Raw genomic sequence first — 21,878 nt, forward strand, 5'->3', positions numbered from 1 at the left:
CGCATCTCTTCCCTTATCCTATGCCAGTTTGCCTGATGGCATTAGCGAAACAAAGCGAAACGCCCTTCATATCCGGTTCATCGAGCGCTTCAAATGGAACAAATACCGATTGCGGATAATCCAGAAGTAGACCGCCTGCACGATGACAAAGCTGCACAGCACGATCGCTGTCGGCTTGGCGACGGATGCGACGAGCAAGATTTTCAGCAAGCTTTGCAGCGACACGAACGCCACCATGCTGTGGATGATCGCCACCAGTATCGGCACGAAAAACAACAGCGCAATCTGGGTCGTCACGATTCTCGTCAGCTCGGCGTCCGTCAGTCCGATTTTCGCGATCGCTCCGTAATGCCTTTTGTCGTTTTCCAGATCGGTGTACAAACGGAAGTACAGGAAGCTCGCCGCCGCTACGAAAAACAGCACGCCGACGAACAGCCCGACAAACAGCCCCGTGTTCGCCATCTGCTTCATCTGGTGATAGACGGGCGCGCGCGCCGAAAACGAGTAGATGTCCGTGTAATGCTGGATTTCCTCTCCCAGCTTGAGACTGATCTCCTGGGTGTCCTTCCAGCGCGGAACATCGTAGGCAAAGCGCTGCTCCTCCCGCAAGTCGCGAAGCTGATCGTACACTTTGTTCGGCACGACCGCCAGCCGTGCAAACTCGATGCCGTGAATCAATGGATTCATTTTCGTGTCCGTTTTGACCACAAGCTCCTGCCCGCCGACCTTTAACGTCTGCTCCTCAACCGCATCGCCGAACCATCTGAGCAGGATAAACACTTCGTTGTCGGCCATTTGCAGCTCGCGCGAGTTCGCCGCCATCGCAAAACGGTTGTAGTCGGACAGCTTGACCACCCCGACCGTCTCGTCATTCACCTGCTCCGGAAGCACCCGCATCGACACCTGGTACTTTTCGAAGGAAAAGCCTCCTTGCTGCAAGCTGTTTTCAATCAGCCGCAAATGCGCGTCCTTGGCGGCATTCTCCGCCTTGGTCTGGTATTCGAACGCAAACGGATTCGTTTTCACGACCGTCTCCTGGATCGACCCGGCCAATGCCGCCAGCGTCCCGATCGCGCAAAAGGCGACCGTCGACACGATGCAGACCAAAAAAAACATTCTGGCGTTATCCTTCATCCGGTAGGAGAGATCAGACAGCGTCAACAGATTCGTGCGCCGCCAATAGATGAAGCGCCGCTTCTTCAAAAACTCGATCAGGATCACGCTAAGCTGCGTGAACAGTAAATACGTCCCGACGACAGTCAAAGCCGTGACAGGCAGCACAAGCGCCACCACGTATATGCCGTCCGCCGTCAGCGCCAGCGCATAGCTCATACAAAGCAGCGCCACTGCCACAATCGACAGCGCAATCGACGCGCTTGGCTCCCGCTTGGGGCGCCGGCTGCCCTGCAAAAGCTCCAGCAAGCTCCGGCTTCTAAGCAGCAGCACCGTGAACAGCGAGATGGCGGCGAACAGGATGAGAAAAGCGACGACTGTCAGCCCGATCGCCTTCCACGGGAGGTAAAAGCCGAGCGCCTTCACATCCAGCAGGAAGCCCGCGAACTGGAAAAACAGCTTGGCGAGCACCATGCCAAGCCCGATGCCAAAAGCGATCGCGACGATCCCGATGAGCATGTTTTCCATAAAAATCAGCAGGTTTCGCTGCAGCGGCGTCATGCCGTGCATGAACAATATCCCGAATTCCTTCTCGCGCTTTTTCAAAAACGCGCCGACGCAATAGAAGAGAAAAAAGAAAGAGAACAAAAAGATGACGTATTCGGCGACGATCATCCCGGTTGCAACCGATTCATGAATCTCCTCGCCGACGATTCCCGGATGAAAAATGAACATCGCGTACACGAAAAAGATCATGACGGAAAACACGCTGCTCATGAAAAAAGCAGCATAAGTGCGTTTGTTGCGCAAAACATTATTACACGCGAATTGTCGAAAGGTCATACGTGTTCCCTCCCAAGAACGACAGCGCGTCAATAATCTTTTGGAAAAACGCCTGGCGGTTCTCCCCCCGATACATTTCGTTGTGCAACTGTCCGTCCTTGATAAAAATGACCCGGTGACAATAGCTGGCTGCCAGCGGATCGTGCGTGACCATCATCATCGTCGTATTGTCTGTTTTATTGATCGCTTCCAGCGTCTCCATGACCGTCCGCGAAGACTTGGAATCGAGATTGCCTGTCGGTTCATCGGCGAGCAACAGCGAAGGGGAGTGGATGATCGCGCGGGCGATGGCCGTCTTTTGGCGCTGGCCGCCTGACACCTCGTATGTACGCTTCTCCAAAATATCCTGGATTCCCAGCTTCGTCGCCACGCTTTGCAGCTTTTCCTCCATCGTCTGGACCTTCACGTTTTCCAGCGTCAGCGGCAGCACGATGTTTTCCCCGATCGTCAGCGTATCGAGCAAATTGAAGTCCTGAAAAACAAAGCCCAGTTCGCGGCGACGGAACAGCGCCAGCTTGTCTTTTTTCAACAAGTGCGGATTCGTTCCATTCAAGAGAACAGTCCCGGATGTCGGGGAGTCAATGGTCGAAATCATGTTCAATAGCGTTGTTTTCCCGCTGCCCGATGGGCCCATGATACCGACAAATTCCCCTTTGCGAATCGAAAAATCGATATCCGTCAACGCGCGGTATGTGATCTTGCCTCCGTAAATTTTGCTCAGACTGTTCACCGCAAGCATTTCCATACGTCTTTCCCCTTTCCTCTGACATCCCACTATCCACTATACGAGGACGCGCGTTTTCCAGCTATCGAATTAACTTTCATCATTCTTACGTTCTTGTAAGGTTGGCACCACTGCAGACAGGACGATGCGGACTGTCGTGCCCTCTCCCGCTTTCGATTCCATTTCCACGCCATGGTGCAGCCGCCCGCAAATTTCCTTGACCAAATAAAGCCCCATCCCGGTCGACTCCGGATACTTGCGGCCGTTTTCCCCTGTGAAGTACGGCTTGAACACCCGCTGGATGTCTTCTGCCGGAATCCCGATGCCGTAGTCCTGCACTTCGAGGACGAGATGCGACCCGCGTTCGTAGGCGCGGATCGTGACCTTGTTGCTTTTGCCTGCCGAATAACGGACGGCGTTGGTCAAAAGCTGGTTGAGCACAAACGAAAGCCATTTGTCGTCGGACTCCACCCGCCAGTCTTGTTCGATTTTCAGCTCCGGGTACACCTGGTTGCGAATGAACAGCCGCTTGTTTTCAGCCAGCACGTTTTGCGCAAGCGTGCGAAGCGACACTGGCTCGATCAAAAAGTCCTGTTCAAAACGGTCCAGTCGCGCTATGTACAGCACCGTTTCCAATCCGCGCTTGATCCGGTCGACTTCTTCGCGGATGCTCTCGGACTTCGGATCGTCCTCGTTTTGCAGCAACAGGTGGATGACCGAGATCGGCGTTTTCATCTGATGCACCCATTGCTGGATAAACGTCGTATAATCGCGCTGCTTGTTCTCGTAGGCGTGAAGCTGCTCTTTGTAGAGCCGATACTGCTCCAGACTTTTCTCATCCATCGCCCGGCACAAAGCCGCGTTGCCGTACGTCTGCGTCAGCTCCTCCAGCGACTCCACCGGCTTGCTCAATCGCTGGTAAATCAGACGGTGCGTTAAATAGCGGACAACCAAAAACGCCCCGGCAAAAAAAACGGAGAGAAACACGACGTAAATCATCAGCGATTCGTTCCAGTACCCGTCCATGGCAAAAATCAGAATCAACAAAATGAGCTGAACGAGAAAAAAGGCAGCAAAAGCCCATTGATCCCGAAGGAACAACCTCATTGTCCGTCCTCCCATGTTGCCCGCAGACGGTAGCCGGAGCCGCGCACAGTCTCAACCGCGCCTTCCAGCCCGATGTCCTTCAGCTTTCCGCGCACACGCGTGATGTAGACATTCAACGTGTTTTCATCGACGAACTGCTCGTCCCACAGCTTTTCCAGCAGCCGCTCGCGGCTGACGACGCGCGGGTATTGGTTCATCAGCGCTTCCAGCAGCAGCGCTTCTTTTTTGCTCAGCTCGATCTTCGTATCGTTCATGGAAAGCTCCATCCGCTCCAAAAACAGCTTCAGCCCCGCGACCTCCACGGTGCGCTCCCCTTCCTGCGGCGCGTATTGGCCGTAGGCGCGGCGAAGTTGGCTGCGAATTTTCGCCAGCACCACATCGTAATCGAACGGCTTGGTGATGTAGTCGTCCGCTCCGTTTTCCAGCGCCATCACCTGGTCCATCTTGCTCTCCCGCGCAGAGATGAACAAAATCGGGCAGTTGGACTCCTGCCGCATCTGTCTGCACCAGTAAAAGCCATCGAATTTGGGCAAGTTCACGTCCAACAGCACCAGATCCGGCCGCTTGTTCACGAACACTTCCATGACACGGTCGAAATGCTCCACATTGACTGTATGAAATCCGTATTTTTCCAGTTGCTCCTGCAAAAGCTGGTTGATTTTCGGGTCGTCTTCTACAATCATGATCGTAGACATTCGCTCATACTCCTCTCCTCGTGCGTCTCCTGCTACTCCTCCTTCTACTATACCACTAGAAAACTGGGCTGCGCCAATTGCGCCAAAGCCCGTTGCCAGATGGATTCGTTCGGCTTTTTCCCATACAAAGAGGGTGGAACGAAACTTCCACCCTCACGCTTTTGCTTCCATCATTTGCTGCAGTTTTTTGATTCCGCGAAAATGCAGGATTTTGACAGACGCTTCGGTCTTGCCCAAAATCTCGGCGATCTCGTTCATGCGCAGATCGGCGAGATAGCGCAAAGAGATGACGTTGCGCTGGTCCTTCGTCAGCGTGTGTACCTTTTGCCACAGCCCTTCCGTCGTCTCCTGTGTCAAAACGCATTCCTCCGGCAGCTTGTCAGTAGCCGTCAGCGTGCTGAACGTCTCCTGGTCAACCGGGCACTCCCTTTTTTTGCGCATGTAGTCGATCAACGCGTTGTGCGCAATCCGGAAAATCCAGGCGCCAAAAGGATGGCGGCCATCGTACTGGTCGAGCTTGGAGTACACTTTGATGAATACAGTCGTTGTCAGGTCTTCCACGTCCCAGACGTTTTTCACGCGGTAGCGGAAATAGCGGTATATTTTGGCGGAATAATCTTCGTAAATTTGTCGTTGATTCGGTTTCGGATAAATGATTGCAGTATTCATGATCGATCTCCCATTTCGTCATCCGTATGAGTTGCTCTCATTGTAAGACGGATCAGAAGCAGGAACCATCGAGTTATATTTCAAGAAGCTTACACTTTTGTAAGGTACTTATAGGCTGCTTGTAAGCTCTCGCACAGGTAGGTACGGAAAGCCGGTTCATTTGGTTACACTTCGGTCTGCTTGCTTGCATAATAATCGTTGGAATTACCAGCCGGGCCGCTACCTTGGTCTTTGCTCATATCCCTCTCCCGCCTCGTACAAAAGACCCAATTTCTTGCTTACACTGTATGTCCGCGAAACTTTTTCCTTTTTTGGTGTATATGTTGTATCAAGAAAAGTTGGGGGGCATTGTCTCCGGAGGCTCATGCCGCCTCTTCGATAATTTCAGCTAATTGCCTTATGTACTTAAAACGGAGGTTTACAAATATGCGAAAATGGATCTTCTCCCTGTTGATTTCAGTCATTCTAGCGGGCTGTGGAACGATACCTGGCAGCCATGAGACATCGTCTGTCAACAATCATAGCCCAAATTCTGAAACAGAAAATCAAGGAAACGCAGTGGAGCAATTGACTGTTCAGCGTGGACAAGATGTCTTCACAAAGGAGCATCCGCCTTTAAACCTGGGGATCATCACGAGTGCAAATGAATTGTACACGCTCGCTTATCGAAAAAGCGGAGAGGAAATCGGAATAAAAACTAGCCAAGAGCTAGGATTTCCAATAGAGAGCCCCAAAGAAAGTGGTACGGTTGAAAAAGAGCGAACTTATATTCGATTAGTAAAGCCCCCATTTTTACCTGATCCTGGAGTCAATGAATTTCCTAGGAAAGATATTATTCTTTACGTAGATCCACAGAGCCCTGATGACGCATTTGTAGCCATTCAAAATCCAGAAAAGCTGGATGAATGGCGAGTTCTCAAGGTCAGCGGATACGGTCCTTGGTTGAAAAAAGAGATTGATTTATACCTCTCGCTTAATACAGGTCTATAATCCAATAAAGGCAGTAGCAGTTTAAGATGGTAAGTCTTAGACTGCCACTGCCTTTCAATTATAGATTGATCTTCTCTTTACTGCGTTCGACCGACATGACCAATCCAAAATCAAAACGACTGCCTCTTTGAAGGCAACCGTTTTGATCTAAAGCTAACATGGCTTAGCAAAAGTCGCTTCTGTTGCACAACGTGTCCAAATAACCTATGACCTTATCGTAGTAGAAGAGCATCCGCCCCACCATAACCTGCATCTGCAATGAAACGCAAGCACTTGGTTGGACTTGGACTATTAGTGAATTGCAAGTAGTCAATCAAGCCGGAGTAACGAGCATTCTTAATAAAAAAGTTGGCAAACGATTTTGCATGTGAAGTTCGGCCGCAGAATACTGCCCAGCCATTTTTACCTTTACCGAGGTTTCCTGGGGGATTGGTAGAACTGACATACTTCATGTTAGACCAGTTTTGGTTATCCCGCTGGGTAGTCCAGTTGCCCAACCGGACTCTCCCCCCCATGGCAAGAATTAGTTTAACCGGAAGACCATAACACTCGTCACTGGCATCCTCCGCTGCACGTTTAAAGGTGTCTACAAATGCTTGCACCCGATCAGGAGCAGTCGAATTTGGATTAAGCTGCACGTAAGTGTCTCGATTTCCATCACATTTCACTGGTTCCGGTAGGAATTACTTTCATTGCCATTAACATCACCCTTTTTAAGTTAACAACCAATCAGTAGCTGATTTGTCGTCTCACTTATATAGGAAAAATGATAGGAGGAATAACAACCATCCTTGCCCTCGCCCCCAACAAAAAAACGCCCCCGCATTCATCGGGAGCGTTTCTCGGATCACGCAAACAATCGCAGTATTACAACAAACCAAGACGTTGGAAAATCGTATCCACATGCTTCAGGTGGTAACGGTAATCGAAGCACTCATCCAGCTCTTCCTTGGTCAACGTGGAGCTGACAGTGGCGTCCTCCTCCACGATGGCGCGGAAGGAGCGCTGCTCTTCCCAAGCCTGCATCGCGCGCGGCTGGACAGTGTCGTATGCTTGCTCGCGGCTCATGCCTTTTTCGATCAGCTTGAGCATCACTTGCTGGGAGTAGATCAGACCGAAAGTACGGTCCATGTTGCGCTTCATGTTCTCCGGGAACACGGTCAAGTTTTTCACGATGTTCATGAAGCGGCGCAGCATGTAGTTCAGCGCCTGAGTCGCGTCTGGCAAAATCACGCGCTCTGCGGAGGAGTGGGAAATATCCCGCTCGTGCCAGAGAGACACGTTTTCATAGGAAGTGAGCATATGGCCGCGGATGACGCGCGCCAGACCGCAAATGTTCTCGCTGCCGATCGGGTTGCGCTTGTGCGGCATGGCGGAGGAGCCCTTTTGACCTTTGGCAAACGCTTCTTCCACCTCGCGCATTTCGCTCTTTTGCAGGCCGCGGATTTCGGTTGCGAACTTCTCCAGCGACGTTGCGATCAGCGCCAATGTCGCCATGTATTCGGCGTGGCGGTCACGTTGCAGCGTTTGCGTGGAGATCGGAGCCGGAGTCAGGCCGAGTTTTTCGCAAACGTACGCTTCCACGAACGGGTCGATGTTCGCATACGTACCGACTGCGCCGGAGATTTTGCCGTACGCCACTTCTTTTTTCGCCGCCCGGAAACGCGCCAGGTTGCGCTTCATTTCTTCGTGCCACAAAGCGAGCTTCAAGCCGAATGTCGTCGGCTCGGCATGCACGCCGTGCGTTCTGCCCATGCAAACCGTATCTTTGTGCTCGCGCGCTTTGTCCGCCAAAATCGCGATGAAGTCCTCGATGTCTTTTTCCAAAATTTCGTTCGCCTGGCGCAGCAGGTAGGACAGCGCCGTGTCCACTACATCTGTAGAGGTCAGGCCGTAGTGCACCCATTTCTTCTCTTCGCCCAAAGTCTCGGATACCGCGCGGGTAAACGCCACCACGTCGTGACGCGTCTCTTCCTCGATCTCGTAGATGCGCTTGATGTCAAAGCTGGCTTTTTCCCACAGCTTTTTCACGTCCTCTTCCGGGATGACACCCAGCTTGGACCATGCTTCACACGCGAGAATCTCTACTTCCAGCCATGCCTTGAATTTGTTTTCTTCCGTCCAAATGGCGCGCATTTCCGGGCGGGAATAACGTTCGATCATGATTATACCTCCGATGGATTCGTCCAGATTTTCAGCTCATCAATGTGGGTGAGCGCTTCTTCCACAGTAGGGGCGAGCACGTTGATATGCCCCATCTTCCGCTTCGCCTTGCTTTCCGCTTTTCCGTACAAATGCAGCTTGGCCGTGCGCGGCAGCTTGTCGATTTGATCCAAGACAGGCTGCAGGTGCTCTCCCAAAATATTAACCATCACGACGGGAGAGAGCAACTCCGTCGAGCCTAATGGCAGGTTGCAAACCGCCCGAACGTGCTGCTCAAACTGCGAGGTCACACAAGCGTCCATCGTGTAATGGCCGGAGTTGTGCGGGCGTGGCGCCAGCTCGTTGACGTACAACTGCCCGTCTGCGGTCAAAAACATTTCCACTGCGATCAGTCCCACGACGTCGAGCTTTTCTACAATCGTGCGGGCGATTTCTTCTGCGCGTGTCTTTACTTCCGCCGGAACGCGGGCTGGCACGATGCTCAGATGCAGGATGTTTTCCCGGTGAATGTTTTCCGCCGCCGGAAAAACAGCCAGCTCCCCGTCCGGATTGCGCGCCGCGATCACGGACAGCTCCATCTGGAACGGCACGAACTGCTCCACGATCAGCTCTGTTCCTGCCTTGGCCAGCGTCTCGTACGCCTCCGCCAGCTCGTCCTCGCTGCGCAAAACCCATTGGCCTTTGCCGTCGTAGCCCCCTGTCGCCGTTTTCATGACCGCAGGCAGCCCCAGCTCGGCTACTGCCGCCTGCAAATCTTGCAAACTGCCAACTACGCGAAAAGGCGCGACGGGAATGCCGATTTCGCGAATCGCCGTCTTTTCTGAAATCCGGTTCTGTGTGATGCGCAAAAGGCGGCTGCCCTGCGGCACGTAGGCATGGCTCTCCAGCACTTCCGCGACCTGTGCGTCCACATTTTCAAATTCGTAGGAAATGACATCACTGACAGAAGCGAGCTGCATCGCTGCTTCCACGTCGTCGTAGCTGGCGACAATTTGCTTGTCCGCCGTTTGTCCGCACGGAGCGTCGACGGTCGGGTCCATCGTCACAAAGCGATAACCCATAGCTCGTCCAGCGAGGGCGATCATGCGGCCAAGCTGTCCGCCGCCGAGTATTCCGAGAGTCGATCCTGGTTTGATTTGCTTGCTCTGTTTGGTCGTCATTCCAGTTCGCCAGCCTCCAGCACTTTTTTGCGCACCTCATCGCGTCTTGCCACAAAGCGCGCTTGCACATCCGGATATTTGATCCCCAAAATTTGCGCAGCGAGCAGCCCCGCATTGATCGCGCCCGCCTTGCCGATGGCGACAGTGGCGACAGGCACCCCGCCTGGCATTTGCACGATGGACAAAAGCGAATCCAATCCGTTCAGGTTGGACGACTTCACAGGCACGCCAATTACAGGCAGCTCCGTTTTCGCCGCCACCATCCCTGGCAAATGGGCTGCGCCCCCCGCTCCCGCAATGATGACTTCCAGACCGCGGCTTTTTGCGCTTTCGGCATACGAAAACATCAAATCAGGCGTTCTGTGCGCGGAAACGACCTTCTTTTCGTACGGTACCTTGAGCTCATCGAGAATTGCGCATGCTTCCTTCATCGTTTCCCAGTCTGACGTGCTGCCCATAATGACGCCCACCAAAGGCTGTAGCATGAACCATTCGCCCCCTACGTTTTGTATCATCAGAAGAAAACCCAACCGACTAACGGCTTTTGCGGCCGTACTCATCGCCTGGGCTATTCGTACTCGTTTGCTATCAACATACACAGTGTAGCAGGGAGAAAGTTTGCCTGTCAACCTCGCTTCCGAACATTTTAAAATAGGTTGGATATCATCATTCGTGTTTACCTTTTTCCAGCCACTCTTTTGCCGCCGCTGCGGAGTCCAGCCGCACATGCAGCCAATATTCGAAAAACGGCGTTGCGTCTGCCCCGGCTGCCGCCGAGACCAGCTTCTTGATCTGGCCGCCGCTCGCCAGCTTGTACTGGTGCTCGCTCACGTACTGCCGCAAAAGCCGATTCAGCCGCTCGGCTCCCCACGCTTCCCGCAACGTCCACCACATGACGCCGGAGCGCCCGTACACAAGCTCGTTGTAGCTTTTCCAGTCCGGGAAGGCCGCCACGCTCGTCTCGGCGGAAATCCCTCGTTTGGCATACGCTTCGGCTGCGCGGGACTGGCCTTGTCTCAGCCGGATGTACGCCTGAGATCGCTTCGGGTCCTTTTCCTGCAAAAAAGCCATCGTCGCGTAGTCGGTCAAGCTCTCGTCAAGCCACGCCTCGCGCACCTCGTCGTTGCCGACGATGCCGTAGAACCACTGATGGGCCGTTTCGTGCGCGACGACGGCTGCGCCCATGTTGTCCGCCGTATTGAAAAACTCCTCCTCGATGAAGACGAGGCTCGGGTACTCCATGCCCCCGAAAAAGCCGCCTGTCTTGACGACGTCGTACTCCTTGTACGGATAGGTGCCAAACTGCTTCCCGTAATAGTCGAGCGACTCCATCGCCGTCTCGTGCAAGCTTTTCACAGCCGCCGGATCGTCGCCCTGCTGCGACCATGTCCGAACGATAGTCTCCCCGACTTTTCCGGACACCGCCTGGTACGTGCCGTCCATGACGACCATGGCAAAATCACGAACGTTCCATGCATCCAGTTCATATATACTTTGCCGCTGCGGCCTTGTCTGCGTGATGACGGCTGTACTCTCCAGCCCCGTCGTAGCGAGTTGATATCCTTCCGGCAAATGAACGCGCAAATGATAATTCGCCACTTCACTGTAAAAAGGATCGCCAATCGCCGTGTACGGGTCGAGCCGCCAGCCGCCGCTATCCTTGACCGCCAAGATCGGCAGCCAGTTCCCCAGCCACATCGCATGGTCGTGGTAGGAGAGCCGTCCGTTGTTGTAAGGAACCTGCAGGCGGAAGCCAAGCTCCACGACAGCCTCGGCGGACGGCTTTTTCGCCGGGAGCGGCACGCGCAGCAGCGTGTTCGTCTTTCCTTCGTAGCGAATGCCGGCCTCCCGTCCATCCACCTTGACGGCTGTAATCGTGATGCCGCCTGGCTCTCGCTGCTTGCCAAGCACCTGCTCCCAGTTCGCCGTGCCAAGGTCTGCCTGTTTGGCGAAAGCATTTGGATACAGATGAAAAAAAGCTTTGTCATCCTGCGGGACAAACCGGGCCGTCAGCACGCCTGTCACGATACGTTCGTTCATGTCCAGCCACACATCTGCGCTGTACGTGATCGCTGCCGGCGTCTGCTGTGGACTGGCGATTACCGCGACATCGGCCTCGGCCTGTCCCGTCCACGAACTACTCCACAAAATGCCTGCCAGAGCCATCCCTACTACCATGCTGACCACCCAATGCTTGCGCCACATGGCACTCCCCTGCCTTCGCTTACTTTCGCTGTTTGTCACGCTGGCGTTCCAGCCAGGCCGCGGCCTGCTCCTGCCGGGACATGTCCAGCTTCATCCAATAGTCCAGAAAAGCACGCGCGTCTTCTCCCGCCGCCCGGGACAGAAACGCTTCCCACTGTTCTCCGCTGACGTTTTGATAACGGTACGTTTGCACATACTCGCGCAGCACGTCATGCAGCCGTTCTTCGCCCCACGCTCCCCGCAGCAGCCAAAGCATGGACGACGTCCGGGAATAGACGAGATCGCTGTAGCTCTGGTTGGCGGGAAAAGCAGAGAGCGCCTGCCAGGGACGCAGCTCTTCTTTTACGTACCACTGGACAAAAATGCCGTTTTCCAGACGCCTGCGCACCCGTTCCGCGCCTGTCAGCGGATACTCCCGAGAGAGAAAGGCGAGCGTCACATACTCGGTAAACCCTTCATCCAGCCACGCCTCGCGCAGTTGATCGTTGCCGAGCAGCCCGTAAAACCATTGATGCGCCGTCTCGTGCGCAACCGTAACAATTCCCGTCTCTGCCCCCGCCGCGAAATGACGCCCGTCCAAAAACACCAGGGCAGGGTATTCCATGCCGTTGATCGCTCCGCCTGTCCGCACCACATCGTACTCCGCATAAGGGTACGCGCCGAGTTGTTCCTGAAAATAAGCGAGCGACTTTGCTCCGGCCTCGTGGATGCGCTTGGCCAAAAGCTCGTCATCCCCCTGGCGCCACCACGTGCGAACGAGCGTATTGCCCGCCTTTGTTTCCGCTTTTTGATAAGTCGAGTCCATAAGCACGAGCGCGAAGTCGCGCACATTTTCCACGCGCAGCCGAACCGTCTTTTTTCCTCCAGACGTAGCTGGCGAAGCTGCTACTTCCGCCCCGGCATCCGCTGCCGTGCTGGCCAACTGATAGCCTGCGGGATACGTGACGTTTACTTCGTAGTCGGCGATCTCGCTGTAAAACGGATCGCCGACAGGCTCGTACGCATCGAGACGCCAGCCTGCCTGCTCGTGTACGGCGAGAATCGGCAGCCAGTTGCCCAGCCAAATCGCGTGGTCATCGTACGACATTCTCCCATCGTTATGAGGGAGCTTCATGGCAAAATCGAGTTGAATCCTGCGTGGGCTTGCTGCAGCGCCGGACTGTTCGTTCGCTTGCAACGGTACCTGCAAAATATGCCGCTCCTTTTGACCGACAACCATTTTCCCATCGACTGCAAGCCTGTTATTATCATACGTACCAAGTACAGGTTCCTTGCCTAAAAGTTCCTCCCATAGCATTCCTTCATGTTGTTCGGTAAATACGTCCGGATAGAGATGGAGATAGGCACGTTGCGGGTCCTCCGGCCAAAAAGTGATCGCTACGCTTCCGGTTACTTCTTTTTTCACGGGATCAATCTGTACATCCGCCTGGTAGAGCGGCTTTTGCAAAAGCTTCTCCGCGTTCGCCTTTGCCGGGAGTCCCCATGCCGCTATCGCTATCAGACTGCTGCACCCAAGCCATAAGACCCATTTGCGCATGCCTTCGCCCCCTTTTTCTCTATCGTACCGAAAGTGGCAGCAAAAGACTATCGAATCATATCCGTTCGCCAAGCCAGCTTGAGACGAGGCCGAGCGGTACCGTCTGCTCGCTTCCTTCGCGCATGTCCCGCGCCACCACCTGTCCGCTGTTCACCTCGTTCTCGCCGTAGATCAGCACGTAGGCAATTCCTTCTTTGTTAGCGTAGTCGAGCGCCTTTTTCAGCTTTCGGCCCGCAAGCTCCAGCTCCACTCTTAGACCGTCCGCGCGCAATCGGTTAGCCAGCCCGAGGCTAAGCTCCTCTGTCCCCAGCGGAATGACGAGGACATCTGCGGCAGGCCGTGCTCTTTCGGCTCGCAAGGACAGCGCAGCGAGAATCACATCCAGGCCAAACGATATCCCCACGGCCGGATATTCCCGCCCATCGCCCAAAAACCGCCCGATAATCTCATCGTACCTGCCGCCGCTCCCGATACTGGAAGTAATGCTTTGATCCTGCAAAAATATCTCGTAAACCGTCCCGGTGTATATCCCCAGCCCCCGCGCCAAAAACGGAGAGAACCGCACCTCGCCAGTCACGCCCGCTCCCCGCAGGTAGGCAAACAGTTGCTGAAGCTCCTGCACGCCTTGCTGCACAAGCTCGGAGGAAAACTGCTGCGCCAAAGCATCCAGCGCCAGCGCTCCCTTTTGCAAAAAGGACGTGATCGCCGCCACCAGCGGCTCCTCTACCTGGCGCTCCCGCAGATCACCTTGCACGCCTTCCACTCCGATTTTCTCCAGCTTGTCGAGCGACAGCATGACATCTGCCGCGCGCTCGCCCGGAACGCCCAGCTCCTGCAGCACCCCTGACAGCAGCTTGCGGTTGTTGACCTCGATGTACACCTCAAGCCCCAGCCTGGCGAACGCGGCAAAAGCCATGCTGATTAGCTCCGCCTCGGCGAGCATCGAGGACGTGCCGATGATATCGACGTCGCATTGGATAAACTCGCGCAGCCGCCCCGTTTTGACCGGACCGTCGCGGAACACTTTGCCTATCTCATAGCGCTTGAACGGCAGCCGCATCTCCGGATTCATCCCGACGACCTTCGCCAGCGGCACGGTCAGATCGTAGCGCAGCGCCAGCTCCCGCTCCCCTTGGTCACGCAGGCGGTACACCTCCTTCAAAATCTCGTCTCCACCGCCGTATTTCGATGCCAACAGTTCATAATACTGGAGCGTGGGCGTCTCCAACGGCTTGCAGCCATACGCCTCGAACACTTCCTCCAGCGTTCGCCGTATCCAGTTGCGCTGCATTTGCTCCGGCGGCATAAAATCTTTCGTGCCTTTGACACTCTTCAACACTGTGCTGTCCATCCGAATCATCCTTTCTTTTTTCGTCCATCGTCCAAACAAAAATAGCCATGCGAGGCAACTTCATGCCCGCATGGCTACAAAAAAATCACCACCGCAGGCACAAAGCACAAGAAGCGCTTGCACCTGCGGAAAAATTCCCGAAGATACAAACGCTCTAGCCGTGGTGATGCTGTTGAAGGAACGTGATTGATGCAAACATGAATGGTCCCTCCGCCAAAAAAAGATTTTTCCTATCATAGCGCAAAAAAAGCTCCCCGTCCAGTAGACAGGAAGCCTATTTTCCAAAAAATCCTATTCGCGCAGCCAGATGAAGTAGGCCAGGAAGACGAAGAACAGAACGTACATCGCCGGATGCACTTCACGCGCTTTGCCTTTCAGCACCTTCATCACCGGATAGACGATGAAGCCAGTCGCAATTCCAGTTGCGATACTGTACGTCAGCGGCATCAGGAGAATGGTCAAGAACGCCGGGAACGCTTCGTCCAGGTCATTCCATGCCACCTGCGCAATGTGCGAAGCCATCAGTACACCGACGATAATGAGCGCCGGAGCGGTAACTGCCGGAGTCACGATCGCGAGCAGCGGCGAGAAGAACAGGGCCAACAGGAACATGATCCCTGTCACAATCGCGGTAAAACCGGAGCGGCCGCCTGCTGCTACCCCCGCTGTCGACTCGACATAAGCGGTCGTCGTAGAAGTACCGAGCACCGCGCCAGCCATCCCTGCGATCGCATCGGAAGCGAGCGCTTTTCCCGGACGCGGCAGATTGCCGTCTTCTCTCAGAAGTCCAGCTTGGCTGGCTACACCGAGCAGCGTGCCTGTCGCATCGAAAAAGTCCACGAACAAAAACGTCAGTACGACAATCAGCATGTTCACGGTGAACAAGGCCGATGGGTCACCGAGATACTGGAACGCCGCACCGAATGTCGGCGCCAGGCTCGGCGGAGCAGACACGACTTGCTCTGGCAGGCTGACCAGACCGAAGATCATGCCGACTACTGCTGTGACAATCATCCCGATAAAAATACCGGAATTAACTTTGCGCGAAAGCAGAACAACGGTAACGATCAGACCGAAAATCGCCAGCAGCGCATTTTTCGCTGCCAATACTTCTTCCGGCTTCATGTTTTCATGGTAGAAGGTCAGATGGCCCAACGCGACAAAAGTCGCATCGTTTGCAACAACGATCCCTGCGTTTTTCAGGCCGATAAACGCGATGAACAGCCCGATCCCCGCAGAAACCGCATATTTCAACCCTTTCGGAATCGCTTTGATGATCGCTTCCCGAACGCCGGTCAAAGACAGAATCAAAAAGATCGTACAAGAGAGAAACACCCCAGCCAATGCTTGCTGCCAAGGAATATGCATGGTCAATACAACGGTGTAGGTGAAAAACGCATTCAGCCCCATCCCCGGTGCCTGTCCGATCGGCAAGCGTCCGAGAATCCCCATGAGCAGCGTACCGATCGCCGCAGCGAGAGCTGTTGCGGTAAACACAGCGCCAAACTCAGGGTAGTTGGCTTTTAAGTCCGGCGGCAAATCCGCTCCGCTGAGGATGAATGGATTGACTGCCAAAATATACGCCATGGCCAAAAAAGTAGTGATGCCCGCGATGATTTCGCGGCGATAATTGGTGCCCAGTTTGTCAAACTCAAAATACTTCCGCACCGAAAAGTCCCCCCATGCTTATGGTAATGGCAATGAAAAAAGGCCCGGACGCTATTAGTATGCGCCTGGCCTCTTCACAAAACACTCCGGGAACAATTCTAAAAATGATAACAAATTCGTATCCCGTCGACATTTTGTTCGTAGCCAGGTCGTTTAATGGCGACCTCGTAGAGACTCTTGAGCCATATCCTCAAGAATATACGAACCTTCCTATATTACCTGTTCACATTGAGAAGTGTATCAGGTGACATATCGAATGTCAACGAAAATACGAACGTTCATTTTTTAAACAAGACGAACATCCGGGTTTATTTTATTCCCACTCAATTGTTGCTGGTGGTTTGGAAGTAATGTCGTACACGATGCGGTTTACGTTGTCGACTTCGTTCACAATGCGCGTGGAGATTTTCTCCAGAACATCCCAAGGAATGCGCGCCCAGTCGGCCGTCATGCCGTCGATGGAGGTTACGGCGCGAATCCCTACTGTGTAGGAATAGGTGCGAACGTCGCCCATTACGCCTACTGTCGTCATGTTCGGCAGAGCCGTGAAGTATTGCCAAATATCCCGATCCAGACCCGCCTTGGCAATCTCTTCGCGCAAAATCGCATCAGATTCACGAACGATCTCCAGCTTTTCTTCTGTAACTTCGCCCAAAACGCGAATACCCAGTCCAGGGCCCGGGAACGGTTGGCGCCAAACGATTTCGTCAGGCAGGCCAAGCTCGGTCCCCAGTTTGCGAACCTCGTCCTTGAACAGCGTTTTCAGTGGCTCGATCAGCTTGAACTTCATGTCTTCCGGCAAGCCGCCTACGTTGTGGTGCGACTTGATCGTGTGCGCGGTAGCCGTTCCGCTCTCCACGATGTCGGTGTACAGCGTGCCTTGTGCGAGGAAGTCCATGTCTGTCAGCTTGCCCGCTTCTTCATCGAATACGTAAATGAACTCGTTGCCGATGATTTTGCGTTTCTGTTCAGGGTCGGAGACGCCTTTCAGCTTGTTCAGGAAACGTTCGCGAGCGTCGATTTTGATTACTTTCATGGAGAACTTCTCTGCGAATGTCTCCATGACGCTTTCTGCTTCGCCTTTGCGCAGCAGGCCGTGGTCTACGAACATGCAAGTCAATTGGTCGCCGATGGCTTTGTGGATCAGCGCTGCTACTACAGATGAGTCTACCCCGCCGCTCAGCGCACACAGCACTTGCTTGTCGCCGACTGTCTCGCGAATGCGCACCAGCTCGTCCTCGATGAACGTCGTCATACTCCATGTAGGCTCGCAGCCGCACACGTTGAACAGGAAGTTGCCGATGAACTCGGTTCCTTTTACGGTATGGCGAACTTCCGGGTGGAACTGCACGCCGTACAGCTTGCGCTCGGGATGGCTGATCGCCGCTACCGGGCAGCTATCGCTTACCGCGTCTACGCGGAACCCAGTCGGCAGCTCCACCACTTTATCGGAGTGGCTCATCCAGACGATTTCGTTCGCATCCCATTTTTCATACAGGCTGTGCGTATTTTGCAGGCGCAGCTCGGCTTTTCCATACTCGCGTTTGCCAGCGCGCTCTACTTTTCCTTCCAGCATGTGACTCATCAACTGCATGCCGTAGCAGATGCCGAGGATTGGCAGGCCGAGATCAAAAATTGCCGGATCGACTTTTGGCGCTCCCTCTTCGTACACGCTCGCAGGTCCGCCGGAGAAAATAATCCCTTTTGGCTGCATTTCCTTGATTTTTTCTACAGGCGTATTGAACGGCACCAGCTCGCTGTAGACACCCAGATCGCGAACGCGACGTGCGATCAACTGATTGTACTGGCCTCCGAAATCAAGTACGACGACCATTTCCAATGACTTGTCCATCATATCCCCCTTCTCCTGTACCCGACAGGACGTGCAAGTGCCGGCCGCATTTTTGCCGACATCCTCGCTCGATGCATGATAAAGCAGTTTCCGCTTCCCTCGGTTCTTGCATACAGGCATACACGCGAAAAATTGTCGCATATTTGCAAAAAAACCGGGACGGTGACTCCGATCTTTCATACGGAGGCAGCGTCCCAGCTTGTGTACACATGTGCGGTTGCATGTACAAAAATCCGAAGTGCTCTCCTCGTAGTCGCCAAATTTACGGTTTAGCGGTAGAAACTTTCAGGCCATATTCCTGAGTATTATACGAGACTCATTGATCGTCATTCTAGCAGATGGGACGGCTTTGTTCAAGGCTTCAGTTGACGGATCAATCTCTCGATCAGTTGCTCTGCCACTGACCGCGCCTTCTGTTCCAGTTCCTTGTAGCCGTAAACGGTTCGCTCGTACATTTCCGTCAAATAACGCAGATCTTGCCGCTTGTCCGCCGGAATCGTAATTCTGCTCGCGTACTCCCGCAAAGTCTCGCCAGACTGCCGTCTCGTGTACACCTGCTCCATCATGCGAAGCAGCAGGTTGAAGCGATCCGTGTACTTGTTGCTTTTATCCTGATCGATCTGTCTTCGGAGCCACCAGATTTGAATGTCTTTTCTGCGCCGCCAGGCCAAGAAACCTGCGGCCGCTATCACCACTGCCAGCCCAACATTTACCTGCCAAGGAATCGAATAGCTACTCCCCGGAATAGCGTCTCCCTCTTCCAGCTCGTTAAAGCGTCCATCTCCCCGGTCTGGCGAAGTCTGATTCCCCAAATCCGGCACCGGAATCGGAATCTGCGGCTGCGATGTTTGCAAATCGTAATTGAAGCGCACGGGCGAGATGAAAGTGCTGGTCGCTTCGAACGGAATCCAGCCGTGCCCCGGGAAATACACCTCTACCCACGAGTGGGCGTCTTTATTGCGAATTTCCATGATGTCGCGGTTCTGATCGTCGCTGCCCACTCTCTCGCCTGGGGCGAATCCTTTTACCCAACGCGCCGGGATGTCGAGCGAGCGCAGCATCACCGCCATCGAGGTGGAGAAATGATCGCAATATCCCCTCATGCTGTCAAACAGAAAGTGGTCGACAAAATCTTGTCCTTCCGCTGCCACAGGCACATCTTTTGTTTCATACTTATATTTTCCACTCGCTCGCAAGTAATTCTCGATCGCTCTTACTTTTTCATAAGGCGTCTTGGCGTTTTTGGTCACGCTTTGCGCCAGTTCTTTCACGCGCGGCGGCAAAGTCGCCGGAAGCTGCAAATAGCGCTCTTTGATCTCGTCGGGATAGTCCGTTCCCGCTTCCATGATCGCCTTTTCGCTGACAATCGGCACCTCTGCGTCCACCTTGTACCGGTGCAGCTTGAGCAGCATCGTATTCGGTCCGTACTCTGTCCGTCCATTTGCGCCCGTAGGCTGGATCAGATTGATTTTTCCCGCGCGGACCTCAAGCTGCTGATTCATCTTGTCGTAAACGACAGTCGCATTTGGCGGAGCGTAATTGCTCACTTTGTTCAACTGCCCGGGATAAAAGACGGTAGCAAACTGCTGCGGGCCTTTGAACTCCAGCGTTGCCTCTACCTTTTTCGTTTCCAGGCCGTGAAACAGCTCGTTTTTCCACTCGTATGTTTGCGGGTCCAAAATCGCCTCGTACTCGCGATCGCCTTTTTCCCAGCCTACGCCTGTGTAGACGTCCTTGGAGTCCCCGCGCCAATAGCTGTGCTCATTGGTCGTCGCCATGAACACGAGCGTATTGTCCTGCATGAAAGGCCCGCCCAACATTTCGTCGTTGTTGTCGTAGCCGACTTTTTTCATGACGGCAGTCGGTGCTTCCGTGCCGCTTCCCATCAAAAAGGCAATCGGATCAGGCCAGCTCGCATCTTTTTTGGGAGCCGCATACCCGATGCCGACACTAATCAAAATGACCAGCAAAGAGGCCATCAGAGAACCGAACAATATCCGGCTTCTTTTTTCTGTCACCGTCGCCATGCTGGTCATTCTCATCAGATGGCTGACAGCGAGCAGCAAAAAGCCAAAGATCAGCGTCCGCACAATTCCTGCGCTGGCGTCGTAAGGCAGGAACGTATCGAGCACTGCCAAGTACAGCTCTGTCAAAAAGACAAACCACAAGCCCTGTCTCTGCTCCAGCACCAGATAAGTCAGCATGGTAATCAGGACAAGCAGCAGGGCATCAAACAAAGCATTGCGCGACAAAATGGACATCGCTCCCCAGTCTTGCTCGAGAGCCAGCGGGATATCATGCACAATCTGCCTGTACAATTCCGCCAGCCAATCGGTTGTAAACAACGGTGTATCGAATAGCGTAGCATGCAACAACCAGAGGAGGCCCAGCAGCTTGAACGGCAACGTTACCCACCTGTACGGAACCGCTACGTCGATCGCCAGGACACCGGCCACAATGACAAGAAACGGCCACAGCACGCCCGTATCCGTCAGCTCCTGGAGAGGGAGCAGCCACTCTCTTAGCATGAGGAACAGAAAAAGGGCCGAGACCCATTGCCATATCGTTGGTCGCTTCCACACGCTCATGAGTCTATGCACCTCCAATCCGTTTCCACTCTTGTTCGTCGATGTGGACAGACGTACATGATATTTTGCTTCCGCCCAGCAGTTGCAGGGCTCGTCTTCTCTCTTGGGAAATGACAGTGTCAGCATGCACATAGAATAACTGCACTCTTCTGCCTTTTTGCGCCAAAGCAATCAAACGGTGAACCAGGTCTTTTTCCACGCGCGGAGTCACGACGATCAAGGTCACGCCTTGCTGCTGTTCCAGCGCCTCGCGTCCCACAACCCGCGCAAACGACTCTCTGCCCGCTGGCATGACCCGCGCCAATTGATCGAAGACGCGCAGAAAATGAGTGTGGGAAAGCGCCGGAGCAATCGAAATGCGTTCATTTTGCTTGTACACCAGCCCGTAATGGTACTGGTTGCGATTGGCATAGGCGATCAGGCTTGCCGTCAGCCTTACTGCCGTCTCAAACAACTGTACCGGCTGTCCTTGATAGCTTTCTTTTTCTACATCGAGGAAAAAAACGGCCTGGTTCATCGCCTGATGTTCAAATTCCTTCGTCTTCAAGCCCGTTCCCCTTGCAGATGCGCGCCAATGAATCTGGCTCAGGCGATCACCGCGCTGGTATTCGCGCACGCCCCTCACGGCAGCGACATCGTCGGAGCGTTTGTGCGACACGTGCACGTTGCCGCTGAAGCTGCCATCCCCCAAGGCCCAATGCGTTACTTCCTTGTACCGCGGGTAAACGAGAAACTCCTGGGGAAACGAAAAGACTTTGCGCCTTTCGCTGAACCCAAAAAAATCCCCGCCACTCACGACGCACTGATCCAGCCGGTAAAAACCTCGCGGGAGACTCGGTATGACATAGCGGAACTCCATTTCTTTTTTAAACCAGGGAAAAATCAACTGCCTGTGCGGCTCATATACACCTGCGAGCCGCTCAGGCAACGGCTCCACGATCATGTGCCAGCCCAGCGGAAAACGGATTTTCCGGCGCAGGCGCACGGTTACTACGACGTCCTCGCCGTCCTGCAGGCGGTTGCGGTCGATGACTCGCTCTACCTCCAGCGTCGAGAACATTAAAAAATACGCCAAAACCTCATAAACGAGGAACACCAGACTGCTGTAAAATAGAAACCAACTGGAAAAGCCGCCCTGAAACTTGGCAAATACGTAGGTGATTGCCACAAGCAGGAGCGCTTTGAGCTTACCCCATCTTCGTTGTCTCATCCG

The 21,878-nt window shown here is 54.0% G+C and carries 17 protein-coding genes and 2 riboswitches; of the genes, 1 reads left to right on the forward strand and 16 read right to left on the reverse strand.

Features of this window, described 5'->3' with window-relative positions:
* Positions 1-66: 66 nt before the first annotated feature.
* From M655_RS24955 to M655_RS24975, 5 genes are all read right to left on the reverse strand, one after another.
* Complete coding sequence (locus M655_RS24955) at positions 67-1,956, reverse strand: FtsX-like permease family protein (protein ID WP_007787479.1); 1,890 nt, start codon at positions 1,954-1,956, stop codon at positions 67-69.
* On the reverse strand, positions 1,931-2,701 hold the full coding sequence (locus M655_RS24960; RefSeq protein ID WP_005834720.1) for an ABC transporter ATP-binding protein: 771 nt from the start codon (positions 2,699-2,701) through the stop codon (positions 1,931-1,933). The genes M655_RS24955 and M655_RS24960 overlap by 26 nt, the downstream gene beginning before the upstream one ends.
* 69 nt (positions 2,702-2,770) lie before the next feature.
* Positions 2,771-3,787 carry a sensor histidine kinase gene (locus M655_RS24965; RefSeq protein ID WP_026558338.1) on the reverse strand — a complete coding sequence of 339 codons (1,017 nt, stop codon included), beginning with the start codon at positions 3,785-3,787 and terminating at the stop codon, positions 2,771-2,773.
* Positions 3,784-4,482 carry a response regulator transcription factor gene (locus M655_RS24970; RefSeq protein WP_025848635.1) on the reverse strand — a complete coding sequence of 233 codons (699 nt, stop codon included), beginning with the start codon at positions 4,480-4,482 and terminating at the stop codon, positions 3,784-3,786. Before M655_RS24970 ends, M655_RS24965 begins: the two co-directional genes overlap by 4 nt.
* 153 nt (positions 4,483-4,635) lie before the next feature.
* A complete protein-coding gene (locus tag M655_RS24975) occupies positions 4,636-5,151 on the reverse strand; it encodes a sigma-70 family RNA polymerase sigma factor (RefSeq protein WP_007787472.1) in 516 nt (171 codons plus the stop codon).
* A 426-nt stretch (positions 5,152-5,577) separates the two neighbouring features.
* On the opposite strand from M655_RS24975, the gene M655_RS24980 reads away from it, so the two are divergent.
* The gene (locus tag M655_RS24980; RefSeq protein ID WP_005834714.1) at positions 5,578-6,141 is read left to right on the forward strand and encodes a hypothetical protein; all 564 of its coding nucleotides are present in this window, start codon (positions 5,578-5,580) and stop codon (positions 6,139-6,141) included.
* A 212-nt stretch (positions 6,142-6,353) separates the two neighbouring features.
* On the opposite strand, the gene M655_RS24985 is transcribed toward M655_RS24980, so the two are convergent.
* The 11 genes from M655_RS24985 to M655_RS25035 form a co-directional block, all read right to left on the reverse strand.
* Positions 6,354-6,779 carry a hypothetical protein gene (locus M655_RS24985; protein WP_129552259.1) on the reverse strand — a complete coding sequence of 142 codons (426 nt, stop codon included), beginning with the start codon at positions 6,777-6,779 and terminating at the stop codon, positions 6,354-6,356.
* A gap of 229 nt (positions 6,780-7,008) precedes the next feature.
* Complete coding sequence (gene purB, locus M655_RS24990) at positions 7,009-8,304, reverse strand: adenylosuccinate lyase (RefSeq protein ID WP_007777155.1); 1,296 nt, start codon at positions 8,302-8,304, stop codon at positions 7,009-7,011.
* Between the two features lie 2 nt (positions 8,305-8,306).
* Positions 8,307-9,464 (reverse strand): 5-(carboxyamino)imidazole ribonucleotide synthase, encoded by a 1,158-nt coding sequence (purK, locus tag M655_RS24995; RefSeq protein ID WP_005834710.1) that lies wholly within the window; start codon positions 9,462-9,464, stop codon positions 8,307-8,309.
* On the reverse strand, positions 9,461-9,949 hold the full coding sequence (gene purE, locus M655_RS25000) for a 5-(carboxyamino)imidazole ribonucleotide mutase (protein WP_005834709.1): 489 nt from the start codon (positions 9,947-9,949) through the stop codon (positions 9,461-9,463). Before purE ends, purK begins: the two co-directional genes overlap by 4 nt.
* A gap of 181 nt (positions 9,950-10,130) precedes the next feature.
* A complete protein-coding gene (locus M655_RS25005; protein ID WP_005834707.1) occupies positions 10,131-11,669 on the reverse strand; it encodes a M1 family metallopeptidase in 1,539 nt (512 codons plus the stop codon).
* 19 nt (positions 11,670-11,688) lie between these two features.
* Positions 11,689-13,206, reverse strand: a complete 1,518-nt coding sequence (locus tag M655_RS25010; protein WP_026558339.1) for a M1 family metallopeptidase — start codon at positions 13,204-13,206, stop codon at positions 11,689-11,691.
* A 55-nt stretch (positions 13,207-13,261) separates the two neighbouring features.
* On the reverse strand, positions 13,262-14,557 hold the full coding sequence (locus tag M655_RS25015; RefSeq protein ID WP_026558340.1) for a histidine--tRNA ligase: 1,296 nt from the start codon (positions 14,555-14,557) through the stop codon (positions 13,262-13,264).
* Between the two features lie 291 nt (positions 14,558-14,848).
* A complete protein-coding gene (locus tag M655_RS25020; protein ID WP_005834702.1) occupies positions 14,849-16,225 on the reverse strand; it encodes an NCS2 family permease in 1,377 nt (458 codons plus the stop codon).
* A 121-nt stretch (positions 16,226-16,346) separates the two neighbouring features.
* Positions 16,347-16,449, reverse strand: a riboswitch (purine riboswitch).
* Positions 16,450-16,538: 89 nt separating this feature from the next.
* A complete protein-coding gene (gene guaA, locus M655_RS25025) occupies positions 16,539-18,077 on the reverse strand; it encodes a glutamine-hydrolyzing GMP synthase (protein ID WP_005834701.1) in 1,539 nt (512 codons plus the stop codon).
* A gap of 230 nt (positions 18,078-18,307) precedes the next feature.
* Positions 18,308-18,410: riboswitch (purine riboswitch) on the reverse strand.
* Between the two features lie 20 nt (positions 18,411-18,430).
* Positions 18,431-20,665 carry a transglutaminase TgpA family protein gene (locus tag M655_RS25030; protein ID WP_026558341.1) on the reverse strand — a complete coding sequence of 745 codons (2,235 nt, stop codon included), beginning with the start codon at positions 20,663-20,665 and terminating at the stop codon, positions 18,431-18,433.
* Positions 20,666-20,669: 4 nt separating this feature from the next.
* Positions 20,670-21,875, reverse strand: coding sequence for a DUF58 domain-containing protein (locus M655_RS25035; RefSeq protein ID WP_025848921.1), 1,206 nt, complete (start codon positions 21,873-21,875; stop codon positions 20,670-20,672).
* Positions 21,876-21,878 lie beyond the last annotated feature (3 nt).

Source organism: Brevibacillus sp. NSP2.1, assembly GCF_000470975.2.
In the GTDB taxonomy this organism is placed as follows: Bacteria; Bacillota; Bacilli; order Brevibacillales; family Brevibacillaceae; genus Brevibacillus; species Brevibacillus agri.